Raw genomic sequence first — 21416 nt, 5'->3', positions numbered from 1 at the left:
CCCCCCGGCGCCGCTGCGGCGCAGTCTTTCCCCAACGATGCACGAGGTCGACATCGACCGATACTGTTCAGCATTGTCGAACCACGTCAAGATGTCAGTACGGACAGCAAGGTCAGCAGGAGGCTGCGCGATGGCACGGAACATCCAGTCGCTCGAACGAGCCGCTGCGATGCTGCGACTCCTGGCGGGCGGCGAACGCCGGCTGGGGCTCTCCGACGTGGCCTCCTCCCTGGGCCTGGCCAAGGGCACGGCGCACGGCATCCTGCGCACCCTGCAGGCCGAGGGCTTCGTGGAACAGGACCCCGCCTCCGGCCGCTACCAGCTGGGCGCGGAGCTGCTGCGCCTGGGCAACAGCTATCTCGACGTGCACGAGCTGCGCGCCCGCGCCCTGGTGTGGACGGACGACCTGGCCCGGGCGAGCGGCGAGAGCACGTACGTGGGCGTGCTGCACAAGAGCGGGGTGCTGATCATGCACCACGTGTTCCGGCCCGACGACAGCCGTCAGGTGCTGGAGGTGGGGGCCATGCAGCCGCTGCACTCGACGGCGCTGGGCAAGGTGCTGTCGGCGTACGACCCGGTGGCGCACACCCAGTCGCTGGAGGTGGAGCGCGAGGCGTTCACCCCCCGTACGGTCACGGACGCCGCGGGCTTCGAAGAGGTCCTGGACCTGACGCGGGCGCGCGGCTGGGCCTCCGACGTCGAGGAGACCTGGGAGGGCGTCGCCTCGGTGGCGGCGCCGATCCACGACCGGCGCCGGATGCCGGTCGGCGCGGTGGCGGTGGCGGGTGCCGTGGAGCGGGTCTGCGGGGCGTCCGGGGAGCCGCACGCCGCCCTCGTGGCGTCCGTACGGGACTGTGCGCGCGCGGTGTCACGCGATCTCGGCGCGGGCCGGTTCTAAGCGCCCTCCAGGTCCACGCCAGGCTGCATACGGGCCCCACTCGCGGTCGCTCCGAGTCGCATCCGGGTCGCATCCGGGCCGTCTTCGGGCTCCCTCTAGCACTACCGCGCCGCCATCTGGCTGCTTTCTGCCCATTTTTCGCCAGATCTCGACCACAGGTTGGCCGGATTTGGGCGATCGTACCTAGTGGTAACGATCCGACACCTTGGCCTGACCAGCCCTTGACGCATTCTTCACTTGGGCGGAAAACTGCCGTTCACCGGTCGGCATTGTCGAACACCTGACGGCAATACGCGCTAGGATGCGACAAGGCCAAGGACCGGTGCAGCACTCACCGAGTGCGCGGAACCACCGGTGGGACCCGGTGTCCGCCCACCCCTGGACGTACGTAAGGAGTCGCGGGTGTCTACCTCCGACATCTTCATCGGCGAGACCATCGGTACCGCCCTGCTCACCCTGCTCGGCGGTGGCGTCTGCGCCGCGTTGACGCTCAAGAGCTCCAAGGCCCGCAACGCGGGCTGGCTCGCCATCACGTTCGGCTGGGGTTTCGCCGTACTGATCGCCGCCTACGTCGCCGCACCGCTGTCCGGTGCGCACCTCAACCCGGCGGTCACCGTCGGCCTCGCCGTCAAGACCGGCGAGTGGGGCGACACCCCGGTCTACTTCGCGGGCCAGCTGCTGGGCGCCATGCTCGGAGCGGTCCTGATGTGGATCACCTACTACGGGCAGTTCCGCGCCCACCTGGCCGACCCGGAGCACATCCGCGACGCCAAGCTCGGTCCCGAGGACCCGCACCCGCACGACCAGGCGGGCCCGGTGCTCGGCATCTTCTCCACGGGCCCCGAGATCCGTAACGTCGTGCAGAACCTCGCGACCGAGATCATCGGCACCTTCGTCCTGATCCTGGCCATCCTGACCCAGGGCCTCCAGGACGGCGGCAAGGGCCTCGGTGTGATCGGTGTCCTGATCACGTCCTTCGTGGTCGTCGGCATCGGCCTCTCGCTCGGTGGCCCGACCGGCTACGCCATCAACCCGGTGCGCGACCTCGGTCCGCGCATCGTGCACGCCCTGCTGCCGCTGCCCAACAAGGGCGGCTCCGACTGGGGATACTCCTGGATCCCGGTGGTCGGCCCGCTCGTCGGTGCCGTGCTCGCCGGTGGTCTTTACAACATCGCGTTCGCCTGATCAGCAGTACCGGCACGATCGCAAGATCCGCACCGCCCTCCTGATTCCGCCTACTCACCAGACCTGCCAGGAGCAGCCATCATGACCACCAGCACCGGCCCCTTCATCGCCGCGATCGACCAGGGCACCACGTCCTCGCGCTGCATCGTCTTCGACCGCGACGGCCGCATCGTCGCCGTCGACCAGAAGGAGCACGAGCAGATCTTCCCGAAGCCGGGCCAGGTCGAGCACGACGCCACGGAGATCTGGACCAACGTCCAGGAGGTCGTCGCCGGCGCCATCGCCAAGGCCGAGATCACCTCCGCCGACGTCAAGGCCGTCGGCATCACCAACCAGCGCGAGACCACGGTCCTGTGGGACCGCCACACCGGCGAGCCGGTGCACAACGCGCTGGTCTGGCAGGACACCCGCACCGACGCCCTGTGCAAGGAGCTCGGCCGCAACGTCGGCCAGGACCGCTTCCGCCGCGAGACCGGCCTGCCGCTGGCGAGCTACTTCGCCGGCCCGAAGGTCCGCTGGCTGCTCGACAACGTCGAGGGCCTGCGGGCACGCGCCGAGGCCGGGGACATCCTCTTCGGCACCATGGACTCGTGGATCATCTGGAACCTCACGGGTGGCCCGCAGGGCGGCGTGCACGTCACGGACGTCACCAACGCCTCGCGCACCATGCTGATGAACCTGCACACCCTGGCCTGGGACGAGAAGATCGCCGAGTCCATGGAGGTCCCGCTCAACGTCCTCCCGGAGATCAAGTCCTCCGCCGAGGTCTACGGCCACGTCAAGGAAGGCGTCCTCGCCGGTGTCCCGGTCGCCTCGGCGCTCGGTGACCAGCAGGCCGCCCTCTTCGGCCAGACCTGTTTCGCCGAGGGCGAGGCCAAGTCCACGTACGGCACCGGAACGTTCATGCTGATGAACACCGGCGACAAGATCATCAACTCCTACAGCGGCCTGCTGACCACGGTCGGCTACCAGATCGGCGACCAGAAGCCGGTCTACGCGCTGGAGGGCTCCATCGCCGTCACCGGCTCGCTCGTCCAGTGGATGCGCGACCAGATGGGCCTGATCAAGTCCGCGGCCGAGATCGAGACCCTGGCCTCCTCGGTCGAGGACAACGGCGGCGTCTACTTCGTCCCGGCCTTCTCCGGCCTCTTCGCCCCGTACTGGCGCTCCGACGCCCGCGGCGTGGTCACCGGCCTCACCCGGTACGTCACCAAGGCGCACATCGCCCGTGCCGTCCTGGAGGCCACCGCCTGGCAGACCCGCGAGATCACCGACGCCATGACCAAGGACTCGGGCGTCGAGCTCGCGGCCCTCAAGGTCGACGGCGGCATGACCTCCAACAACCTGCTGATGCAGACGCTCTCGGACTTCCTGGACGCCCCCGTGGTGCGCCCGATGGTCGCCGAGACCACCTGCCTCGGCGCCGCCTACGCCGCCGGCCTGGCCGTCGGCTTCTGGCCCGACACCGACGCCCTGCGCGCCAACTGGCGCCGCGCGGCGGAGTGGACCCCGCGGATGCCCGCCGAGCAGCGGGACCGCGAGTACAAGAGCTGGCTCAAGGCCGTGGAGCGGTCCATGGGCTGGGTCGACGACGAAGACGCCAGCTGACCGCACTCGGCTGACGAATCGACGAGGAGCTAAAGAGATATGAGCAGCCTGCAGAGCGTTCCCGCCCTGGGTACGCACCCGACCGCCGGTTCGAACGCGAGCCGCGCCGAGACCCGTGAGCAGCTGGCGAAGGCCACGTACGACCTGCTGGTCATCGGCGGTGGAATCCTGGGCACCTCGGTGGCCTGGCACGCCGCGCAGTCGGGTCTGCGGGTTGCCATGGTGGACGCCGGCGACTTCGCCGGCGCCACCTCCTCGGCCTCCTCCAAGCTCGTCCACGGCGGCCTGCGCTACCTGCAGACCGGCGCGGTCAAGCTGGTCGCGGAGAACCACCACGAGCGGCGGGTGCTGGCCAAGGACGTGGCCCCGCACCTGGTCAACCCGCTCACCTTCTACCTGCCGGTCTACAAGGGCGGTCCGGTGGGAGCGGCCAAGCTGGGCGCGGGCGTCTTCGCCTACTCCGCCCTCTCGGCCTTCGGCGACGGCATGGGCAAGGTCATATCCCCGGCCCGTGCCGCCGCCGACAACCCGGGCCTGAAGACGGACAACCTCAAGGCCGTCGCGGTCTACTACGACCACCAGATGAACGACTCCCGCGTCGCCGTCATGACGGTCCGCGCGGCCGTCGAGTCGGGCGCGGTCGTCCTCAACCACGCCGAGGTCACCGGTCTGCGCAAGACGCGGGGCCGGGTCACCGGCGCCGATCTCAAGGACCGTCTCGACGGCACCGAGTTCGGGGTCGACGCACGGGTCGTGCTCAACGCCACCGGCCCGTGGGTGGACCACCTGCGGCGCATGGAAGACAAGCACTCCATGCCGTCGATCCGCCTCTCCAAGGGCGCGCACATCGTCATGAAGCGCAAGTCGCCGTGGAAGGCCGCCATGGCCACCCCGATCGACAAGTACCGCATCACCTTCGCCCTCCCGTGGGAGGACCAGCTGCTGCTCGGCACCACCGACGAGGTGTACGAGGGCGACCCGGCGGACGTGCGCGCCACCGAGTCCGACATCGCCCAGATCCTGGACGAGGCGGCCTTCTCCGTGAAGGACGCGGACCTCGACCGCTCCCTGATGACGTACGCCTTCGCGGGCCTGCGGGTGCTGCCCGGCGGCCCCGGCGGCGTGGAGAAGGCCAAGCGCGAGACGGTCGTCTCCGAGGGCGCCGGCGGCATGCTGTCGGTGGCCGGCGGCAAGTGGACGACGTACCGCCACATCGGCCGCGTGGTCATGGACAAGCTGGCGAAGCTCCCGGGCAGCCCGCTGACCGAGGACATGGAGCCGGTGAAGTCCCTGGTGCGCCGGATCGCGCTGCCCGGTGTCGCCAACCCGAACGCGGTCGCGCACCGGCTGCTGGTGGACCGTGAACCGGGCACCCGGATGGACCCGCTGACCGCGCGCCACCTGGCCTCGCACTACGGCTCGCTGGCCTTCGACATCGCGCGGATCGCGAACGAGGACCCGGCGCTGGCCGAGCGCATCCACCCGGACGGCCCGGAGATCTGGGCGCAGGTCGCCTACGCCCGCGACAACGAGTGGGCCGAGACGGTCGACGACGTGCTGCGCCGCCGTACGACGGTGACGATCCGCGGTCTGGACGACGAGGCCGTACGGGCCCGCGTCGAGGAGATGCTGGGCCACAAGGCATAGCTCTCACGCAGGTGGGGAAGAGGGGCGGTTCCGAGGGGAACCGCCCCTCTGTCGTGGGCTGTGGCCGACGTCGTATCAAGGCTTAGGCTGACCCACGTACACAAGGGAACTTCGGAAGGAGACCTGGGTGATCGAGCTTGAGGGCGTGCCCGAGCTGATCGACCCGGTCATGGTGGCCGCGTTCGAGGGCTGGAACGACGCGGGTGACGCGGCCTCCGGTGCGGTCGCGCACCTGGACCGGGAGTGGAAGGGCGAGGTGTTCGCGGCGCTCGACGCCGAGGACTACTACGACTTCCAGGTCAACCGGCCGACGGTGTGGCTGGACAACGGGGTACGGAAGATCACGTGGCCGACGACACGGCTGTCCGTGGTCCGGATCGGCGGTGCCAAACCGCGCGACCTGGTGCTGGTCCGTGGAATCGAACCGTCCATGCGGTGGCGGTCGTTCTGCAACGAGATCCTCGGCTTCGCGCACGAGCTGGGCGTGGAGATGGTGGTCATCCTGGGGGCGCTGCTCGGGGACACGCCGCACACCCGGCCGGTGCCGGTGAGCGGGGTCACCTCGGACGCGGACCTGGCGCGGACGATGGACCTGGAGGAGACCAAGTACGAGGGTCCGACGGGGATCGTGGGCATCCTGCAGGAGGCCTGTACGCACGCGGGCGTCCCGGCGGTGTCGTTGTGGGCGGCGGTGCCGCACTACGTGTCGCAGCCGCCGAACCCCAAGGCCACCCTGGCCCTCCTGAACCGGCTGGAGGATCTGATCGACATCCGGATCCCGCTGGGCGAACTGCCGGAGGACGCACGGGCGTGGCAGCTGGGCGTGGACCAACTGGCCGCCGAGGACAGCGAAGTGGCGGAGTACGTCCAGACGCTGGAGGAGGCGCGGGACACTGCGGACCTGCCGGAGGCGTCGGGCGACGCGATCGCCCGGGAGTTCGAGCGGTACCTGCGGCGGCGGGATCCGGCGGCGGGCCCGGCTCCGGAGCCGGGGGACGGGTCGTACCTCCGCGACACCTCGGGCGGCCTCCCCCGCCCCCCGAAGCGCAAGCCGGACCCCTCCGGGGAGGAAGCGGAGCCGCCGCCCGCCCCGTCCCCCGACGAGGACAACACCCCGCCGGAGTCCTGACATCGCGGGGGCGTCCCCTGAAAATCCAGCCCCGCCGGCGTTTGAGGCGATCTTTCAGCCTCGCCGGCGTCTGAGGCGCGGGGTCCGGGGCGGAGCCCCGATCCTTCAGCCTCGCCGCGGGAAAGGCGATGCCCCCGGGCCGGGTGGCCAGGGGGCATCGGCAGGGCTGCGGGGCGGCTACAGGGCCACGCCGAGCAGCGCGTCCACCGTGCGCGAGACCAGGCCCGGGGCCGACTCGTCGTCCCCGTCCGAGGCGTTCTGCGCGTCCACCCAGCGGTCCACCGCCGCGAGCGCCGCCGGGGCGTCGAGGTCGTTCGAGAGGGCCTCGCGGACCTCCTCGACCAGCGCGTCCGCCGGCAGCCCGTCCGGCCGGGACACGGCCGCGCGCCACCGCTCCAGCCGGGCCACGGCCTCGGCGAGGATGGCGTCCGTCCACTCCCAGTCGGCCCGGTAGTGGTGCGCCAGCAGGGCCAGGCGGATCGCCGCCGGGTCCACCCCGGCACGTCGCAGCGCCGACACGAAGACGAGGTTGCCCTTCGACTTCGACATCTTCTCGCCGTGCAGCGCCACCATGCCCGCGTGGACGTACGCCTTGGCCATCGGGAACTCGCCCGTCAGCGCCTGTGCGTGCGACGCGCCCATCTCGTGGTGCGGGAACGCCAGGTCCGACCCGCCGCCCTGGATGTCGAAGCCCATGCCCAGGTGGTCCAGGGCGATGGCCACGCACTCGATGTGCCAGCCCGGCCGGCCGCGGCCCAGCGAGCCGCCGTCCCAGTCCGGCTCGCCCGGACGTGCGGACATCCACAGCATCGGGTCCAGCGGGTTCTTCTTCCCCGGCCGGTCGGGGTCGCCGCCCCGCTCCGCCGACAGCAGCCGCATCGCGTCGGCGTCGAGGTGGGAGACCCCGCCGAAGTGCGGGTCGGACTCGACCGAGAAGTAGGTGTCGCCGTCGAGCTCGTACGCCGCGCCCGCGTCCCGCAGGCGCTCGACCAGCGGAACGATGCCGGGTATGGCCTCGACGGCTCCGATGTAGTCCTGCGGCGGCAGCATCCTCAGGGCCGTCATGTCCTCGCGGAAGAGCGCGGTCTCGCGCTCCGCCAGCTCGGTCCAGTCGTGGCCGTCACGCAGCGCCCGCTCCAGGAGCGGGTCGTCCACGTCCGTGACGTTCTGGACGTAGTGGACCTGCCGCTTGGTGTCGAGCCACAGACGCTGCACGAGGTCGAACGCGTTGTAGGTCGCCGCGTGACCGATGTGGGTCGCGTCGTACGGGGTGATGCCGCAGACGTAGATACGGGCGACGGGACCGGGGACGAGGGTGATCGTCCCCTGGGTCGCGGAGTCGTGGATCTGGAGGTCGCGGCCCTTGCCAGGAAGGGCGGGGACCTCAGAAGCGGGCCAGGCATGCATGTCTCGAGCCTAACCGGACGGATGTTCCGGAAACGAACCGGACCTGCACTGTTGTCTTGATCGGCGCTCTTGCGGTCTGGCCGGATCTGTGCGTCCGGTCGATGGCCTGATCAGACCGGTGGCCAGGGGATCGCGGGCCACTGCCCGGAAGGCTGCGGGTGGGTCCCGGTGCGCAGCAGGTGCGCCACACGGTCCCGTACGGCGGCCAGCTCGACCGCGGTGATCAGCTCGGCCAGTCGGGTGGCGAGCGGGGCTCCCTCGGCGAGCCCGGCGGCGAGCGCGTCCAGCACCTCGCGCGCCTCGTCCGTCAGCGGCTCCCCCGCCCAGCCCCACAGGAGGGTGCGCAGTTTGTCCTCGGCGTGGAAGGTCACGCCGTGGTCGATGCCGTAGAGCCGGCCGTCGGGCGCGGGCAGCAGGTGGCCGCCCTTGCGGTCGCCGTTGTTGATGACGGCGTCGAGTACGGAGAGCCGGCGCAGCCGCGGGTCGTCGGCGTGGACGAGCAGGGCGGTGCGGCCCTCCCCGACCTCGGCGAAGGCGACGGGCTTCCAGCCCTCCCCCGCCTCCTCGCCCTCGACGAGCGCGAGGAGGGCGCCCGCCGGGGTGCCGCCTTCCGCATCGCGCTCCGCGTCACCCTCCGGGCCGCCTTCCGGGCCGCCTTCCGGGCCGCCTTCCGGGCCCGCCGACTCGATCCACTGCTGGACCATGCCCTCGCCGTAGGGCCCGTCGCGCAGCACCGTGGGGGGCACCAGGCCCCATCCGGTGGCCTCGGAGACCAGGTAGGCGGCGACCTCGCGCCGGGCGAGGTTCCCGTCGGGGAAGTCCCACAGCGGGCGCTCCCCCTTGACCGGCTTGTACACGCAGTCGACGCTCGCGCCGTCGTGCGTGACCGTGCACAGCAGGACGGCGTTGGACGCCTCGCGGATCCGGCCGACGACGGTCAGCTCGCCCTCGGCGAGCAGTTCCTCCAGTTCCCCCGTGTCCGTCACGCCTGGCGCCGGTAGCCGTTCTGGCGCGGGCACACGTGCCCCTCCGGGTCCAGCGGCAGACTGCACAGCGGGCACGGCGGGCGGCCTGCGTTGACCACGTCCAGGGCCCGCTTGGCGAAGGCCCGGGCCTGGGCGCCGCTGAGGCGGACCCGCAGCATGGGCGGGCCGTTCTCCTCGTCCTGGAGCAGCCGCTCCTCCGCCTCGGCGAGGTCCTCGTCGGAGTCGGCGTCGAGTTCGACGAGCGCCTGGGCCTCGACGATCATCCGCTGCTCTTCGCCGTCCCAGGCCAGGGCCATGGTCCCGACGCGGAATTCCTCTTCGACCGGGACGTCCAGCGGTGCGGTGTCGGCGGCCTCGGTGGGGGCGACGGCCGGGACCGGGGCGTTGCCGCCGGTGCGCCGCACGACCTCGTCCAGCAGCTCGTCCATCCGCTCGGCAAGCGCCGCGACCTGGGTCTTCTCCAGGGAGACGCTGGTGACACGGGTGCCGGAGGAGGCCTGCAGGAAGAACGTACGGCGTCCCGGCAGACCGACCGTGCCGGCCACGAAGCGGTCCGGGGGGTCGTAGAGGAACACCTGACGGGGCACGTCCAGTCTCCAAGTCTCGGTGGCAGGGGCGGATCCGCGCCCTTGTGTGGGCCCGTCCACCCTACTGCTCCGTCCGATCATGCCGCGCCCGCGCCGCCTCCCACGACCGCGTTCCCGGTGTCTTCGGCGTCTTTGTCCGATGCGACGGCCTCCGGTACGGCCGGACGCCGTACGAGGGTGCCAAAGTCCCCGGTGTCGCCCAGCCGGAACACGAAGGGCCGGGTCGGCGTGTACCGGATGGCGGTCACCGAGCAGGGGTCGACGTGGATGCGCTGGAAGAGGTCCAGGTGCATCCCCAGGGCGTCCGCGACAAGGGACTTGATGATGTCGCCGTGGGAGCACATCAGGAAGACGGCGTCGCTCCCGTGCTCCTCCTCGACCCGCGCGTTCCACTCCCGTACGGCGTCCACGGCGCGCGCCTGCATGGCGCGCATGGACTCGCCGCCCGGGAAGGCGGCCGCCGACGGGTGCTGCTGGACGATCTTCATCAGCGGTTCTTCGGAGAGCTCGGAGAGTTTGCGGCCCGACCAGTCGCCGTAGTGGCACTCGCCGATGCGCTCGTCGGTGTGCACTTCCAGCTCCGGCCTGGCGGCCAGCAGGGGGGCGAGGGTCTCCCGGCAGCGTTGCAGCGGGCTGGTGACGGCGGCCGCGAGCGGCACGCCCGCCAGCCTCCCGGGCAGCGCGGCGGCCTGCTCGGCCCCGCGCTCGTCCAGGGCCACTCCCGGGGTCCATCCGGCGAGCAGCCCAGCGGTGTTGGCGGTGGACCGCCCGTGTCGTACGAGGATCAGCGTGGCCATGGGCCCAGCCTATGTGCTGCCGTCGGCGTGCGGGCGGGGCCGGGGCGGGCAAGAATGCCCGCGTGATTGTCGACTGCGCGATCTATCGGAACGGCTTCCGGACCGAGGGCCCCGAGGACTTCTCGGACGCCCTCGACGAGGCGCGGGCGAGCGGTGACGCCTTCCTCTGGGTCGGCATGTACGAGCCGACGGAGCAGGAGTTCGACCACGTCAGCCGTGAGTTCGGGCTGCACAGGCTCGCGGTGGAGGACGCGCTGAACGCGCACCAGCGGCCGAAGCTGGAGGTGTACGACGACTCGCTGTTCGTCGTCCTCAAGCCGGTGGCGTACGACGAGGCCGCCGACACGGTGACCACGGGCGAGTTGATGCTGTTCATCGGCGACTCCTTCGTGGTCACGGTCCGGCACGGGGAGGGCGCCGCGCTGGCCGCCGTACGGCGTCGGCTGGAGCACGAGCCGGAGGTCCTCAGGCACGGTCCGACGGCGGTGCTGTACGCGGTGGCGGACGCGGTGGTGGACCACTACATCGACGTGGCGGCCGAGCTCCAGGCGGACCTGGAGGAGCTGGAGGCCGAGGTCTTCTCCCCGAACCCCTCGGACTCCAAGAACACCGCCGCCCGGATCTACGGGTTCAAGCGGCAGGTGCTGGAGTTCCGGCGGGCGACGAACCCGCTGCTCCAGCCGATGGACCGGCTCGCGTTCGGGGAGGTCCCCTTCGTCCACGAGCACGCCCAGCCCTTCTTCCGCGACGTCGCCGACCACCTGACCAAGGCGAGCGAGTACATCGAGGGGCTCGACCGGCTGCTGTCGGACGCCCTGGCCGCGCACCTGGCACAGATGGGGGTCCGGCAGAACGACGACGTGCGCAAGATCTCGGCCTGGGCGGCCATGGCGGCCGTCCCCACGATGGTGGCGGGGATCTACGGGATGAACTTCGAGCACATGCCGGAACTCGGGTCCACCTGGGGCTATCCGGCGGTGCTGGCGCTCATGGTGGCCGTCTGTCTCGGCCTGCACCGGATGTTCAAGCGCCGCGGCTGGCTGTAAGCCGAGCGGGGAACGCAGGTCTACGCGAACCCGGGCGCGGTGGCCGGTGCACCGCCCAGGGCGCCCAGGCGCTCCGGCATCCGCAGGTCCACCATCCGGTGCCAGCCGCTGAACCGCTCGTAGGCGTACATCGCGCGGATGCCGGCGGAGAGCGCGGCGGCCTTGGCGGTGGGCCAGTGCAGCAGCCGTCCCATGTGGTCCATGACGGCGAGGCTCACGTCCCGGTAGACGGCGATCTCGGTGAGCGCGCTCTCGCGCAGCACCCGGTGGATGGTCCGGCCGTGGCCCGCGCGGGCGAGCCGCAGCAGTTCCTCGTGGCAGTAGGCGAGGTGGTTGTCCTCGTCGTGGCTGATCATGTGGATCGCCTTGCCCACCTCGGGGTGGTCGCCGAAGTACTTGACCAGCATGTCCATCTGGTCGGCGGCGCGCTGCTCGGTGACGCGGCTGTGCGCGAGGTAGACGACGATGTCCTCCTCGCTCAGCGCCGCCTCACGGCGCAGCTTCTCGTGCGCGAGCCCGATGCCGCGGCGTTCCAGCAGCATCGTGTAGTCGGTCTCGGGCGGTACGGGGACGGGCGTCAGGCCCCGCTTGCGGAGCAGGGCGTTGAAGATCCGGCCGTGCTTGTCCTCGTCCGCGCCGTGCCGGGTGATCTTGGGCGCGAGGTCGCGCATGGCGTCCGGCACCAGGGCCGCGATGCGCGCGTTCTCCCAGCCGCCCTGGGTCTCCCCGCTGGCGGCGATGGAGCAGAACAGCTGGAAGGAATCGTCGTGGTCGACGATCTCCTGGAACAGGCTGCGGGCAGAGAGCATGCACCGAGTCAAACGCCGGTCGGCGGGGCGGGCAACCGATACGTCGCACTACTCGTCCGAATGAACGAAATCAGGGGATGGGCCTCGTTGCGTAACCCGGCGGCCGCCCGGCGCGTTGTTGGCTGTGTCGGCCGTGGCGGGGAAGACCCCCCGAGCCCCCACCACGGCCGCAGAGCTTTCCGGCGGCAACCGGCTCATCCGGCCCCTCCGGAATCATCCGGTCCCTCCGGCTCAGGCGAGGCCCGCGCGCTCCATCGCCTCGGTGCCGGCGCGCAGGGCGGCGATCCGCTCGTCGAGGGTGAAGCCGGCCGGGGCCAGCGTGAGGGTGGTGACCCCGGCCTCCGCGTAGGCCCGCATCCCGTCCGCGATCCGCTCGACCGGACCGAGCAGGGTGGTCGAGTCGATCAGCGAGTGCGGGACGGCCTCGGCCGCGCCGGTCTTGTCGCCCGCCAGGTACTTGTCCTGGATCTCGGCGGCTTCCTTCTCGTAGCCCATGCGCTGGGCCAGCTGGTTGTAGAAGTTCTGCTTCCGGCTGCCCATGCCGCCGACGTACAGGGCGGTGTAGGGGCGGAACATGTCCGCGAGCGCGTTCACGTCCTCGCCGAGGGCCAGCGGCACGGTCGGGCAGACGTCGAAGCCGTCCATGGTCAGCCCGGCCTTCTCGCGGCCCGCCCGGATGTGGGTGAGCGCGGTGGCCTCCAGGTGCTCGGCGGCCGGGAAGATCAGCAGCGCGCCGTCGGCGATCTCGCCGGTCTGCTCCAGGTTCTTCGGCCCGATGGCGGCGATGTAGAGCGGGATGTGCTCGCGCTCGGGGTGCACCGTCAGCTTGAGCGGCTTGCCCGGGCCGCCCGGCAGCGGCAGGGTCCAGTGCTCGCCCTCGTACGAGAGCCGCTCGCGGGTCATCGCCTTGCGGACGATCTCCACGTACTCGCGGGTCCGGGCGAGCGGCTTGTCGAATTTGACGCCGTACCAGCCCTCGGAGACCTGCGGGCCGGAGACGCCGAGGCCGAGCCGGAAGCGGCCCTTGGTGAGCGAGTCGAGGGTGGCCGCCGTCATGGCGGTCATCGCGGGCTGCCGCGCCGGGATCTGCAGGATCGCCGAGCCGACGTCGATGCGCTCGGTCTGGGCGGCGACCCAGGCGAGCACGGTCGGGGCGTCGGAGCCGTAGGCCTCGGCGGCCCAGCAGACGTCGTAGCCGAGGCGGTCGGCCTCCTGGGCGACGGCGAGGTTGTCGGAGTCCATCCCCGCGCCCCAGTAACCAAGATTGATGCCGAGCCGCATGTGTCGTCCCCTTACCGGTTTACCGATCAGTAACGTAGGTCTGCGGGGACTGTAGCGCGCCAGGGTCCTCTGCGTCAGCGCCCCAGTAGTCTCAGCGCTCATGGAGCACAGGCATCTCGGCCGCACCGGACTGCGCGTCTCCCGGATCGGCCTCGGCACCCTCACCTGGGGCCGCGACACCGGCGAGGAAGCGGCCGCCGAGCAGGTGAAGACCTTCTGGGAGGCGGGCGGCACCCTCGTCGACACCGCCGACGTGTACGGCGGCGGTGCGGCGGAGTACCTCCTCGGGCAGCTGGTGGGCGGGCTCATCCCGCGCCGGGACCTGGTGATCGCGACCAAGGCGGGCAGCGTGCCGGACCCGGACCGCAGGTTCGACGGCTCGCGCGGGCACCTGCTCGCCGCCCTGGACGCCTCGCTGGACCGGCTGGGCACCGACTACGTCGACCTGTGGCAGGTGCACGCCTTCGACCCGGCGACCCCGCTGGAGGAGACCCTGCAGGCGGTGGACCTGGCGGTGAGCAGCGGGCGGGCCCGGTACGCCGGGGTGTCGAACTTCTGCGGCTGGCAGCTGGCGAAGGCGGCGACCTGGCAGCTCGCCGCCCCCGGCGTGCGGACCCGGATCGCCTCGACCCAGATGGAGTACTCCCTGTTGCAGCGCGGCGTGGAGCGGGAGGTGCTGCCGGCCGCGCTGGACCTCGGGATCGGCCTGCTGCCCTCGTCCCCGCTGGGCCGCGGGGTGCTGACGGGCAAGTACCGGGACGGCACCCCCGCGGACTCCCGGGGTGCCTCGGAGTCCCTGGCCGCCTTCGTGGACCCGTACCTCGACGAGGCGGCGGGCCGGATCGTGGACGCGGTGGTGACGGCGGCCCAGGGGCTGGCCGTGACCCCGCTGCAGGTGGCCCTGGCGTGGATCCGGGACCGGCCCGGGGTGGTCGCGCCGATCGTCGGCGCGCGGACATCGGCGCAGCTCGCGGCGGCGTTGTCGGTGGAGGCCCTTAGTCTTCCCGAGGAGATCTGCCGGGCGCTGGACGATGTTTCGGCTCCGGTGCACCGCTACCCCGACCAGGACTGGAGCACGCTGTGAGTACGGACCGCCAAGCTGCCGGACCCGCTGCCGCGGAGGACCCGGCAGCCCCCCAGGCGGCCCCCACCCCCGTCCCCACCCCCACCCCGACCCCGGCACCCGCCGAGGCCACCCCCGAGGCAGCCACGACAAAGCCGACGCCAACGGACGCCGAAGCGCAGGCAGTCGAGGCGGAGCCCCGGCCAGGCGAAGAGCCGACACCGGCCGAGGCCACAGACACCGGCGAAGCCGAGGCAGTGGGGGCGGAGCCCCAGCCGGCCGACGCCGCGGAGCCCGGGGAAGAACCGGCGCCTGCCGAGGCGGACGGGGCGGAGCCGCAGCCGGCCAACGCCGCGGAGCCCGGGGAAGAACCGGCGCCTGCCGAGGCGGACGAGGCGGAGCCCCAGCCGGCCAACGCCGACGCCGAGGGAGGCGGGGCGGAGGCTCCGGACGGCGAAGCCACGGACCGGGGGCCGGGGGCGGAGCCCCGGCAGGCCGAGGGCGCTGGTCCCGGCGAAGCCGGGGACGGGGAGCCGGAGTCGGCTTCCGCCGTGGAGTCCGGCGAAGCCGGGGGCGATGGTGCCCCGCGCAGCGGTGGGGACGAGGACGGGGGTCCGGGGGCGGAGCCTCCGGTTTCGGGAAGGGGCGGGGTGGGGGAAAGCCCCGCAGGGCCCACCCCCGACCCGGAGAAGCCGGCGCTCAGCGAGGCCGCCGCCGAACTCGCGGCCCAGAAGATCGAGCGCGAGCGCATCGCCCGGCGCAAGGCCGAGCGCGACGGCCCCGTCGAGGCCGGCGCCAAGCTCAGCGGCAAGGCCGCCGACCTGCAGGCCGCCGTACGGGCCGTGGAGAGCGGTGCGAAGCCGGCCGCCGTGTACTTCGACGAGGCGACCCCGGCCGCGCCCCGCAAGGCGCCCCAGGCGCCCCAGGCACCCCGCCCGGCCACCCCGGCACCGACGACCGCCGCCGCACCCTCCGCCGACGCCGTCGACGGCGTACGGGCCGTACTGGCCCGCGGTGGCGCCCCCGAGACCCTGGCCGCCCCCGCCGCCGCGGCCCTCGGCGAGGACGCCGCCGAGCAGCTCGCCGAGAACCCCTGGCGGCTGCTGGCGGTCCCCGCCGTACGTCCGACCCAGGCGGACGGCTTCGCGCGCGCCCTGCTGGGCCCCGAGGCCGGTCCCGGGGACGAGCGCCGCACCACCGTCCTGGTGGGCTGGCTGCTGACCCAGGCCGGGCTCAAGGGGCACACCGCCCTGGAGGCCCCGGTACTGGAGAAGGCCCTGGTCCAGTACGGCGTACCGGACCCGGCCGCGGCGCTGGAACAGGCCATCGCCGAGGGCTCGGTGCTGGTGTTCCACGAGCCCCTGGGGCCCCCGGCCGGCAAGCACGCGACGCCGGACGCCCGGGACGCCCAGGACACGGACGACGACGCGCAGGACGCCCAGGCCGAGGAGCAGCCCGTACAGATTCTCGTCGGCCTGGAGGGTTCCGCCATGGCCGAGGAGAGCCTGGCCGACGGCCTGGCCCGGGTGGCCAACACCTTCGAAGGCCCGGCGGACTGGGAGCAGGCCGCCGGAGCCGCACCGTCCCCCTCCGCCGCCGAGCTGATCCGCGCGGTCGCGGGCCACGGCCTGGTCACCCACACCGGCGGCGAGGCCGCCCGCGCCGAGCCGTTCGCGCTGGCCGCGGCGGCCCGGGAGCTGGGCCTGCGGGTCTGCCTGGCCGCGCACGCACCGGGCGGACCGGACTCCGTGACCGTGGCGGGGCTGCTGTCCGGGTCCGAGGGGCCCGGGCTGGACGCCGACGGGCAGTTCGCGCTGGACCTGCTCGTGGTGCTGGACGCGCCGCAGCTGGACGTGGAGGCCGCGGCCGCGCTGGTGGAGTCCGTCCCGGACGGGGCCCGGCTGGTCCTCTCCGGAGACCCCGGAGTGCTCGGATCCGCCGGGGCCGGACGGGTGTTCGCCGACGTACTGGCGGCCCGTACCTTCCCGCAGCTGGTCTCCCGCACCCCCGACCCGGGCCCGGTCGGCGAGCTCGTCTCCGGCATCGGGATCGGGGAGCTGAACCAGGTCGACGCCCCCGGCAAGGAGGTCGTCATCGTCCCGGTGCACGACGCCGGGGAGGCCGTGCACCGCGCCGTACAGCTGGTGGCCGAGTCGGTGCCGCGGGCCTTCGGGATCCCGGCGGACAGCGTGCAGGTGATCACCCCGGGCCACGGCGGCTCCGCGGGGACCCGGGCCTTGAACACCGCCCTCAAGGAGCGGCTGAACCCCGGTCCCGGCCGGTTCGGCGGCTTCGACCCCGGCGACCGGGTCGTCCACGTGCCGTCCGCCGGGCGGGCGCTGCCGGCCCGGGTGGTGTCGGCCGACGCACAGGGGCTGCACCTGGAGCGCGCGGGCGCGCGGATCGTCGTACCGAAGGAGTTCGTCGAGGCGCAGGTGCGCCACGGCTGGGCGGTGACGGCGCACCAGGCCGTGGGCATGCGCTGGCCCGCGGTGGTCGTCGTACTGCCGGGCGACGCGGCGCAGGCCCTGTCGCGGGACTGGGTCTACACGGCCTTCGGGCGGGCGGAGCGGCATCTGTCCGTGGTGCACGGCGTGGACCAGGCGCTGCCGCGCGCGGTGGCCGAGGTCCTGCCCAAGCCGCGTACGACGCGGCTGACGGTCCTGCTGACGGCCTTGGCGGCGGCGGGCGAACGGCCGGAGTAGTCCGAATCGGCCGGACGACCGACCGTGGCCCCCGCCCTGCGGGGCGGGGGCCACGGTGGCGCCGGCACGCGTCCGTCAGGCCGCGATCAGGCCGGGGTCAGCCCCTGCTCGGCGGCCCTGCCCTCGCTCTCGCCGCCCTCGCTCTCCCCGTCACCGTCACCGTCACCGTCAGCCTCGTCGAAGTCGTCCGCCTCCTCGTCGAAGACGGAACTGACGTCGAACCGGTGCAGCACGTCCTGCGGATCGATGTGCCCGAAGGGCGATCCCAGCCACTCCCCCGGCTCCGCCATCTCCTCCGAGGCCGCGATCCAGAGGGTGGAGTCGCCCTCCTCCAGCCCGAAGTCCTTGAAGCGGGAGGCGATTTCGTCGGGCTCGTACTCGCCGAAGAGGACGCCCAGCGCGTCGGCGGTGCCGCCGTCGTGGACGAATTCGGCGTCCCGGTCGTGCGCGGCGACCCGCTCGGCCTGGGCGATCAGCCTCGCCGGTTCGACCACGGCGTAGTCGCGGCGGATGAGCACGCTGAAGGCGGCGGGCTCGGCGGGGCCGGTGTACGGCACGCCGTCCTCGGGCGTGGGGATCTCGAAGGGGGTGACCTCGTCGTAGCGGTCGTAGAGGAGTTCGTCGTACTCCTCGGCTGCGGCGGCGAGTTCGTTGAACGCGGCGTAGACGTCCGGGTCCTCGTCCCCGATCCTGCGCTCGACCGCGGCGAGGTGGCGGTCGAGCGCGGCCTTGACCGCCTCGGCGGCGGCGCGTACCTCGGCAACAGTGGGCAGAGCGGCATCAGACATAGAGCAGACGCTATCCGTAGCAGGGCTCTGCCCGCACAATAGATGCGATGCCGGAATACGAATTTGTCGACGTGTACGTGCCCCGTGGCGTTCCTCGCAAGGAGGCGACGCGCCTGCTGACCGACCATGCCGAGTACGGAAACTGGGAACTGGACCGGCTGAGCCTGCACCGGGACGGCAGCCGCCGTGTGCGACTGCGCCGCCGGATCATCCGCCAGGTCCGCGCGACCTGGTGACGTGACCTGGTGTCGTGACCCTGGTGTCGTGACCCTGGCGGGGACGCCTCCCGGCGGTGACCGGCCGGCGCCCCCGCCCTGAGCAGCCGTCAGGCGGCGTTGCGGGCGCGGCGGTAGAGCACGGAGCCGGCCAGCAGCAGCCCGCCCGCGAGCGGGAGGCCCGCGGTGAGGACGTCACCGGAGCCGGTGGCGGCGAGACCGGCCGGCCCACCGAGGTTGCCGTTGCCGATCTCCGTGCCGGTTCCCGGGCCGGGGTGCGTGACCGGGGTGACGGTGCCCGGCCCGGGATGGGTCGGCGTACCGGGCGTACCCGTGCCCGGAGTACCAGGGGTGCCCGTTCCCGGAGTACCGGGGGTGCCCGGGGTTCCGGGAGTGTGACCGCCCGGCGTTCCGGGGGTGCCCGGGTTCCCGGGGGTCTCGCCGCCGCCCGGGTTTCCGGGGGTGCCGGGGTTCTCGCCGCCCGGCGTACCGGGGTTTCCGGGCGTACCGGGGTTCTCACCACCCGGCGTACCGGGGTGTCCCGGGTTGCCCGGGTGGTCGTCGCACGGCTCGTCGCCGCCGCCCGGGTGTCCGGGATGGCCCGGGTGTCCGGGGTTGCCCGGGTGTCCCGGGTGGTGGGGCTTGCTCGGCTTGCCGGGCTTGGTCGGCTTGCCGTGGCCCCACCCGTTGGAGCAGTGGTTCCCGAAGGCCGGATTGAGGCCCCCCACCACGTTGACCGTGTTCCCGCAGGCGTTCACCGGTGCGTCCACGGGCGCCTGCAGCGTGTTTCCGGACAGCAGGCCCGGAGAGTGCGCGGCCTTCCCGGAAGCGCCGGAGTCCGCGTGTGCGTGGCCCCCGCCCAAAGCGAGGACACCCCCCGCGGCAGCCATGGTGATCAAGGTCTTCCTGGTGACCTGTGCCGGTCGTCGCATCTGTATTCGTCCCCTGGTGTGTGCGTTCGGCCGCCGCTGGGCGGCCTGGCCGTCCAGGCTCCCCCGCCTGGTACGCCGAAAGTGAGAATCCGGGCCGGAAAGCCCGGTGGCCCCGGAGCGCTGGAATGCGCTCCGGGGCCCAAGACTTCAGACGCGTCAGGCGTTGACGCAGGTGTTGCCGAAGGCCGGGTTCAGCAGGCCGATGACGGAGACCGAGTTACCGCACACGTTCACCGGGATGTGAACGGGAACCTGGAGCACGTTGCCGGACAGGAAACCGGGCGAGCCGATGGCCGCACCCTGCGCCTCGGCGTCGGCGTGGGCCAGACCCGCACCCGCGAGAACCAGGCCACCAGTGGCAGCCGCAGCGGCGACAACCTTCTTGATCATTGTTCCTCCTAGTAGGCAATTGCGGTCCCAGCCGCGGACCGCACCACCTGTAACGAGGAGGGATCACCAGGGCTACGAGCGTATGAGTGCATTCACTCTTCTCAGTGGAAGGCGCACACCTCTGCGATTCTCAGGCGTTGTCGATGAATCGGTCGAGGACCCGCACGCCGAACTTCAGCCCGTCGACCGGCACCCGCTCGTCCACGCCGTGGAACATCCCGGCGAAGTCCAGCTCGGGCGGCAGCTGCAGCGGCGCGAAGCCGAAGCAGCGGATGCCGAGGTCGTCGAAGGACTTGGCGTCCGTGCCGCCCGAGAGCATGTACGGGACCGCCCGCGCGATCGGGTCCTCGGCCTTCAGGGCGCCCTGCATGGCGTCCACCAGCCGGCCGTCGAAGTCCGTCTCCAGCGCCTTGTCCCCGTGCACGTCTTCCCGCTTCACGCGCGGGCCGAGGATGCGGTCCAGGTCGGCGAAGAACTCGTCCTCGTAGCCCGGCAGGAAGCGGCCGTCGACGTGGGCCGTCGCCTGGCCGGGGATGACGTTGACCTTGTAGCCGGCGCCGAGCATCGTCGGGGCGGCGGAATTGCGCAGCGTCGCGCCGACCATCTTGGCGATGCCGCCGAGCTTGGCGAGCGTCGCGTCCATGTTGTCCGGGTCCAGCGGCGTCCCGAGCGCGTCCGAGAGCTCGTCCAGGAAGCTGCGCACGGTCTTGGTCACGCGCACCGGCCACTGGTGGCGGCCGAGCCGGCCCACGGCCTCGCACAGCTCCGTGATGGCGTTGTCGTTGTTCGTCATGGAGCCGTGGCCCGCGGTGCCCTCCACCGTGAGCCGCATCCAGTGCATGCCCTTCTGGGCGGTCTCCACGAGGTAGAGCCGCAGGTTCTCGTTCACGGTGAAGGAGAAGCCGCCGACCTCGCCGATCGCCTCGGTGACCCCCTCGAACAGCCCCGGGTGCTTGTCGACGAGGTGCCGGGCCCCGTAGATGCCGCCCGCCTCCTCGTCGGCGAGGAACGCCAGCACGATGTCGCGCGGGGGCTTGCGCCCGCTGCGCATCCGGTCGCGCACGACGGCCAGCGTCATCGCGTCCATGTCCTTCATGTCGACGGCGCCGCGTCCCCACAGGCAGCCGTCGGCGATCTCGCCCGCGAACGGGTCGTAGGTCCAGTCGGCGGCATTGGCCGGAACCACGTCGGTGTGCCCGTGGATCAGCAGCGCCGGCCGGGAGGGGTCCTCCCCCTCGATCCGCGCCACGGTCGAGGCGCGCCCCTTGTGCGATTCGAAGATCTGCGGCTCCAGCCCGACCTCGGCGAGCTTCTCCGCGACCCACTCCGCCGCCTTGCGCTCCCCGGGGCCCGAGTGGTCTCCGTAGTTGCTGGTGTCGATCCGGATGAGATCCCGGCAGAGGTCGACTACCTCGTCCTCGCCGGAGACGGTCCTGCCCGCGCTCGACTCGCTCACGCTGCTTCCTCCCACTGATCAGTACCGAACGCCCCCATCCTCCCGCTCCGGGCCGCTCTCCCCAAGGGCGATCCCCGGCCGTCGGGGGGTGTGATCGAGGACCCCGGAATGTTTGGTAATGTTTTCCACGTCGGAACGGCCCGCGAGGGACGCGAGACAGACACCTTGTCCGGGTGGCGGAATGGCAGACGCGCTAGCTTGAGGTGCTAGTGCCCTTTATCGGGCGTGGGGGTTCAAGTCCCCCCTCGGACACTTACGGCGAAAGGCCGGTCGGGAATCCCCCGACCGGCCTTTCGTGCGTTCGGCGACGACTGCCGGCAACGGACCCGGGTCCCGTCACGCCGCAAAGGCCGGGTTCCAGTTCCAGGTGGCCCTGGGCGTGGGTGATGCGCTCCAGGAGGGTGCGGAGCGGGCCCGGGCTCGGCGGCGTTGGGGGCAGAGGTCCGCCGTCCCGGCCCGGCGCAGGGAGGAGAACGTCGAGGCCCCC

General features: G+C 72.1%; 19 protein-coding genes and 1 tRNA gene. 10 read left to right on the top strand and 10 right to left on the bottom strand.

The features are described 5' to 3' along the window. Positions 1-130: 130 nt before the first annotated feature. From OG534_RS29215 to OG534_RS29195, 5 genes are all read left to right on the top strand, one after another. Positions 131-898, top strand: a complete 768-nt coding sequence (locus OG534_RS29215) for an IclR family transcriptional regulator (RefSeq protein WP_326591952.1) — start codon at positions 131-133, stop codon at positions 896-898. Positions 899-1300: 402 nt separating this feature from the next. Further along, positions 1301-2083 carry an MIP/aquaporin family protein gene (locus tag OG534_RS29210; RefSeq protein ID WP_326591951.1) on the top strand — a complete coding sequence of 261 codons (783 nt, stop codon included), beginning with the start codon at positions 1301-1303 and terminating at the stop codon, positions 2081-2083. An 81-nt stretch (positions 2084-2164) separates the two neighbouring features. After that, positions 2165-3691, top strand: coding sequence for a glycerol kinase GlpK (gene glpK / locus OG534_RS29205; RefSeq protein ID WP_326591949.1), 1527 nt, complete (start codon positions 2165-2167; stop codon positions 3689-3691). A 39-nt stretch (positions 3692-3730) separates the two neighbouring features. Next, positions 3731-5338, top strand: a complete 1608-nt coding sequence (locus OG534_RS29200; RefSeq protein ID WP_326591948.1) for a glycerol-3-phosphate dehydrogenase/oxidase — start codon at positions 3731-3733, stop codon at positions 5336-5338. Positions 5339-5465: 127 nt separating this feature from the next. Further along, positions 5466-6467, top strand: coding sequence for a PAC2 family protein (locus tag OG534_RS29195; RefSeq protein WP_326591946.1), 1002 nt, complete (start codon positions 5466-5468; stop codon positions 6465-6467). Between the two features lie 177 nt (positions 6468-6644). On the opposite strand, the gene mshC is transcribed toward OG534_RS29195, so the two are convergent. The 4 genes from mshC to OG534_RS29175 all read right to left on the bottom strand — a co-directional run bounded on the left by mshC (position 6645) and on the right by OG534_RS29175 (position 10244). After that, complete coding sequence (gene mshC, locus OG534_RS29190) at positions 6645-7874, bottom strand: cysteine--1-D-myo-inosityl 2-amino-2-deoxy-alpha-D-glucopyranoside ligase (protein WP_326591944.1); 1230 nt, start codon at positions 7872-7874, stop codon at positions 6645-6647. A gap of 110 nt (positions 7875-7984) precedes the next feature. Further along, positions 7985-8893, bottom strand: a complete 909-nt coding sequence (locus OG534_RS29185; RefSeq protein WP_326591942.1) for an SCO1664 family protein — start codon at positions 8891-8893, stop codon at positions 7985-7987. Continuing rightward, positions 8857-9447, bottom strand: a complete 591-nt coding sequence (locus OG534_RS29180) for a DUF3090 domain-containing protein (protein WP_326591940.1) — start codon at positions 9445-9447, stop codon at positions 8857-8859. Before OG534_RS29180 ends, OG534_RS29185 begins: the two co-directional genes overlap by 37 nt. Before the next feature lie 77 nt (positions 9448-9524). Next, entirely contained in the window at positions 9525-10244 is a 720-nt protein-coding gene (locus OG534_RS29175; RefSeq protein WP_326591939.1) for a histidine phosphatase family protein, read from the bottom strand. Positions 10245-10306: 62 nt separating this feature from the next. Here OG534_RS29175 and corA point away from each other — a divergent pair, with 62 nt between their 5' ends. Further along, a complete protein-coding gene (gene corA, locus OG534_RS29170; RefSeq protein WP_326591937.1) occupies positions 10307-11290 on the top strand; it encodes a magnesium/cobalt transporter CorA in 984 nt (327 codons plus the stop codon). A 20-nt stretch (positions 11291-11310) separates the two neighbouring features. Here the strand turns inward: corA and OG534_RS29165 are convergent, their stop codons facing one another. Together OG534_RS29165 and OG534_RS29160 are read right to left on the bottom strand one after the other, a co-directional pair. Continuing rightward, positions 11311-12099, bottom strand: a complete 789-nt coding sequence (locus OG534_RS29165; RefSeq protein WP_326591936.1) for a ferritin-like domain-containing protein — start codon at positions 12097-12099, stop codon at positions 11311-11313. A gap of 231 nt (positions 12100-12330) precedes the next feature. Next, positions 12331-13380, bottom strand: a complete 1050-nt coding sequence (locus tag OG534_RS29160; protein WP_326591935.1) for an LLM class F420-dependent oxidoreductase — start codon at positions 13378-13380, stop codon at positions 12331-12333. Positions 13381-13480: 100 nt separating this feature from the next. Here OG534_RS29160 and OG534_RS29155 point away from each other — a divergent pair, with 100 nt between their 5' ends. Both OG534_RS29155 and OG534_RS29150 read left to right on the top strand, forming a co-directional pair. Then, positions 13481-14464 (top strand): aldo/keto reductase, encoded by a 984-nt coding sequence (locus tag OG534_RS29155; RefSeq protein ID WP_326591933.1) that lies wholly within the window; start codon positions 13481-13483, stop codon positions 14462-14464. Between the two features lie 236 nt (positions 14465-14700). Further along, the gene (locus OG534_RS29150; RefSeq protein ID WP_442807251.1) at positions 14701-17148 is read left to right on the top strand and encodes an ATP-binding domain-containing protein; all 2448 of its coding nucleotides are present in this window, start codon (positions 14701-14703) and stop codon (positions 17146-17148) included. A gap of 86 nt (positions 17149-17234) precedes the next feature. On the opposite strand, the gene OG534_RS29145 is transcribed toward OG534_RS29150, so the two are convergent. Further along, positions 17235-17936, bottom strand: a complete 702-nt coding sequence (locus tag OG534_RS29145) for a hypothetical protein (RefSeq protein ID WP_326591930.1) — start codon at positions 17934-17936, stop codon at positions 17235-17237. Positions 17937-17983: 47 nt separating this feature from the next. On the opposite strand from OG534_RS29145, the gene OG534_RS29140 reads away from it, so the two are divergent. Further along, entirely contained in the window at positions 17984-18172 is a 189-nt protein-coding gene (locus tag OG534_RS29140) for a DUF5703 family protein (RefSeq protein WP_073774709.1), read from the top strand. 89 nt (positions 18173-18261) lie between these two features. On the opposite strand, the gene OG534_RS29135 is transcribed toward OG534_RS29140, so the two are convergent. The 3 genes from OG534_RS29135 to OG534_RS29125 form a co-directional block, all read right to left on the bottom strand. Further along, entirely contained in the window at positions 18262-19041 is a 780-nt protein-coding gene (locus tag OG534_RS29135) for a chaplin (protein ID WP_326591928.1), read from the bottom strand. A gap of 198 nt (positions 19042-19239) precedes the next feature. Beyond that, positions 19240-19473, bottom strand: a complete 234-nt coding sequence (locus tag OG534_RS29130; RefSeq protein WP_326591927.1) for a chaplin — start codon at positions 19471-19473, stop codon at positions 19240-19242. A gap of 130 nt (positions 19474-19603) precedes the next feature. Then, positions 19604-20929 carry a M20/M25/M40 family metallo-hydrolase gene (locus OG534_RS29125; protein ID WP_326591925.1) on the bottom strand — a complete coding sequence of 442 codons (1326 nt, stop codon included), beginning with the start codon at positions 20927-20929 and terminating at the stop codon, positions 19604-19606. Between the two features lie 167 nt (positions 20930-21096). On the opposite strand from OG534_RS29125, the gene OG534_RS29120 reads away from it, so the two are divergent. Next, positions 21097-21181, top strand: a tRNA-Leu gene (locus tag OG534_RS29120). The last annotated feature ends 235 nt before the right edge of the window (positions 21182-21416 follow it).

It is taken from the genome of Streptomyces sp. NBC_01294, assembly GCF_035917235.1.
In the GTDB taxonomy this organism is placed as follows: Bacteria; Actinomycetota; Actinomycetes; order Streptomycetales; family Streptomycetaceae; genus Streptomyces; species Streptomyces caledonius.
The sequence above is the reverse complement of the archived record's forward strand: the minus strand, read 5'-3'. Positions and strand labels throughout refer to the sequence as shown.

Excerpts from the sequence above, each read along its gene's own strand:
- OG534_RS29165 (WP_326591936.1), bottom strand. The coding sequence starts at position 12,099 with ATGCTCTCTGCCCGCAGCCTGTTCCAGGAGATCGTCGACCACGACGAT.
- OG534_RS29130 (WP_326591927.1), bottom strand. The coding sequence starts at position 19,473 with ATGATCAAGAAGGTTGTCGCCGCTGCGGCTGCCACTGGTGGCCTGGTT.
- mshC (WP_326591944.1), bottom strand. The coding sequence starts at position 7,874 with ATGCATGCCTGGCCCGCTTCTGAGGTCCCCGCCCTTCCTGGCAAGGGC.
- OG534_RS29200 (WP_326591948.1), top strand. The coding sequence starts at position 3,731 with ATGAGCAGCCTGCAGAGCGTTCCCGCCCTGGGTACGCACCCGACCGCC.
- OG534_RS29215 (WP_326591952.1), top strand. The coding sequence starts at position 131 with ATGGCACGGAACATCCAGTCGCTCGAACGAGCCGCTGCGATGCTGCGA.
- OG534_RS29140 (WP_073774709.1), top strand. The coding sequence starts at position 17,984 with ATGCCGGAATACGAATTTGTCGACGTGTACGTGCCCCGTGGCGTTCCT.
- OG534_RS29145 (WP_326591930.1), bottom strand. The coding sequence starts at position 17,936 with ATGTCTGATGCCGCTCTGCCCACTGTTGCCGAGGTACGCGCCGCCGCC.
- OG534_RS29155 (WP_326591933.1), top strand. The coding sequence starts at position 13,481 with ATGGAGCACAGGCATCTCGGCCGCACCGGACTGCGCGTCTCCCGGATC.
- OG534_RS29160 (WP_326591935.1), bottom strand. The coding sequence starts at position 13,380 with ATGCGGCTCGGCATCAATCTTGGTTACTGGGGCGCGGGGATGGACTCC.
- glpK (WP_326591949.1), top strand. The coding sequence starts at position 2,165 with ATGACCACCAGCACCGGCCCCTTCATCGCCGCGATCGACCAGGGCACC.
- OG534_RS29135 (WP_326591928.1), bottom strand. The coding sequence starts at position 19,041 with ATGGCTGCCGCGGGGGGTGTCCTCGCTTTGGGCGGGGGCCACGCACAC.
- OG534_RS29175 (WP_326591939.1), bottom strand. The coding sequence starts at position 10,244 with ATGGCCACGCTGATCCTCGTACGACACGGGCGGTCCACCGCCAACACC.